Origin of the sequence: Mesorhizobium sp. M5C.F.Ca.IN.020.29.1.1, from assembly GCF_003997375.1 — a bacterium.
GTDB lineage: Bacteria > Pseudomonadota > Alphaproteobacteria > Rhizobiales > Rhizobiaceae > Mesorhizobium > Mesorhizobium wenxiniae.
In genome coordinates this window covers 1-1,724 of sequence record NZ_RZSW01000883.1, presented here as the reverse complement: position 1 = coordinate 1,724, position 1,724 = coordinate 1, and the positions used below count along the sequence as shown (strand labels likewise).

The window sequence follows — 1,724 nt, the reverse complement described above, 5'->3', positions numbered from 1 at the left end:
GACAGTAAGATGATCCTGTCGCAGGTCCTCGACCAGCGCCCGTCCGGCATGCGCCAGCGCTTGGCCGATGCGCTCGGCAAGCACCGCAGCTTCGTCACGCAGATTTCCAGCCCGGCCTATTCGATCCCGATCCCGTCGAAACATTTGCCGGCCATTTTCTCCGTCTGCCATTTCAGCCCGGCCGAACGCGACCATTTTCTTGCCGCCTACCATCAGGCGCATCCCGGAAAAATGTCGGTGGCATCAGGCATGCGCAAGACGCGGCATGTCTCGCTGATCGTTCCCGATTTCGGCGACGACAAGCAGAATGCAGCGCTCGACCGGGCGGTCAACGATTTCATCCAGAAAATCACCAGCATCGCCGGCAAGGGCGGGACATAGTCGCGCCACGCCTGGCCATTTCGGAAGGACGGTCATGAAGAAATTTCTGAATTCGGTCGACACGGTGCTGGCCGAAAGCCTCGACGGCTTCGTCGCCGCGCACTCCGACATACTGGTGCTGGGCGACGATCACAAATTCGTTCGCCGCAAGGCGCTCAAGCCCGGCAAGGTGGCGCTGATTTCCGGCGGCGGCTCTGGCCACGAACCGCTGCATGGCGGGCTGGTCGGCCATGGAATGCTGGACGCCGCCTGCCCCGGTCAGGTGTTCACCTCGCCGACGCCGGACCAGATGCTGGCGGCTGCAGAGGCGGTCAACACCGGCGCCGGTTGCCTGTTTATCGTCAAGAACTACGAGGGGGATGTGATGAATTTCGAGATGGCCGCCGAAATGTCGGAGGGGGTCATGCAAGTGGTGACCAATGACGACGTCGCGGTCGAGAACTCCTCCTACACCACTGGCCGGCGCGGCGTTGCCGGCACACTGGTGGTCGAGAAGATCGTCGGCGCCGCAGCCGAGCAAGGCATGGCACTGAAGCCGTTGAAGGCGCTTGGCGAACGCGTCAATATCGCAACGCGGTCTATGGGCGTTGCGCTGACCAGCTGCACCGTACCGGCGGCCGGCAAGCCGACCTTCGATATCGGCGACGGCGAGATGGAGTTCGGCGTCGGCATTCATGGCGAGCCCGGCCGCCGCCGCGACACGTTGAAGAGCGCCGATGCCATCGCCGAGGAGATCTGCGCGGCAATCCTGGGCGATCTGCGCGACAGGGCGAAAGGCCCGGCGCTGCTTTTCGTCAACGGCTTCGGCGGCACGCCGCTGATGGAGCTCTATCTGATGTACAACAGCGCCCGGAAAATCTTCGAGAACAACGGCGTGACGGTCACTCGCTCACTGGTCGGGTCCTATGTGACATCGCTCGACATGGCAGGCTGCTCGATCACGCTGACCATGGTCGACGACGAGACGACCGCATTGTGGGACGCACCGGTGCATACGGCTGCGCTGCGCTGGGGGATGTAGAACCGCCAACACCGCGCTGCCGCTTACGACAAAAAGTGGCCGCCAAAAGCAAAGCCCGTTTCAGTCTGCGAAGTGGGCCTTCGCAAGGACTCCCAACAGCAGTCGGTGACAAAACTGTCATGCGCTATCCCGAGCATTATCAGGCCAGTGTGGTGGAGTTAGGCACAATGTTGCTTTGTTTACCTTTGGTAAGGTAAGGAATCCGGCGGTTTTGGGAGGGCAGAACATGCGTTACAATTGGGATCGAGCGCCGACGGGTTTCGAACGTCACAGAAAGGCGCTGGCCGCTGCCTTGTTGATCGCCGGCGGTGTCGGCCTCATG

The 1,724-nt window shown here is 61.9% G+C and carries 3 protein-coding genes; 2 read left to right on the top strand and 1 reads right to left on the bottom strand.

The annotated features are described in order from the left end of the window. Positions 1–9: 9 nt before the first annotated feature. Together EOA85_RS34615 and dhaK are read left to right on the top strand one after the other, a co-directional pair. Positions 10–381, top strand: a complete 372-nt coding sequence (locus EOA85_RS34615; RefSeq protein ID WP_127212672.1) for a hypothetical protein — start codon at positions 10–12, stop codon at positions 379–381. A gap of 34 nt (positions 382–415) precedes the next feature. Continuing rightward, positions 416–1,402: a dihydroxyacetone kinase subunit DhaK gene (gene dhaK, locus EOA85_RS34610; protein WP_127212671.1), complete on the top strand. Its 987-nt coding sequence runs from the start codon at positions 416–418 to the stop codon at positions 1,400–1,402. A 139-nt stretch (positions 1,403–1,541) separates the two neighbouring features. Here dhaK and EOA85_RS38395 read toward each other — a convergent pair. Next, on the bottom strand, positions 1,542–1,724 hold a 183-nt coding region (locus EOA85_RS38395; protein WP_206523460.1), incomplete at its 5' end, for a hypothetical protein.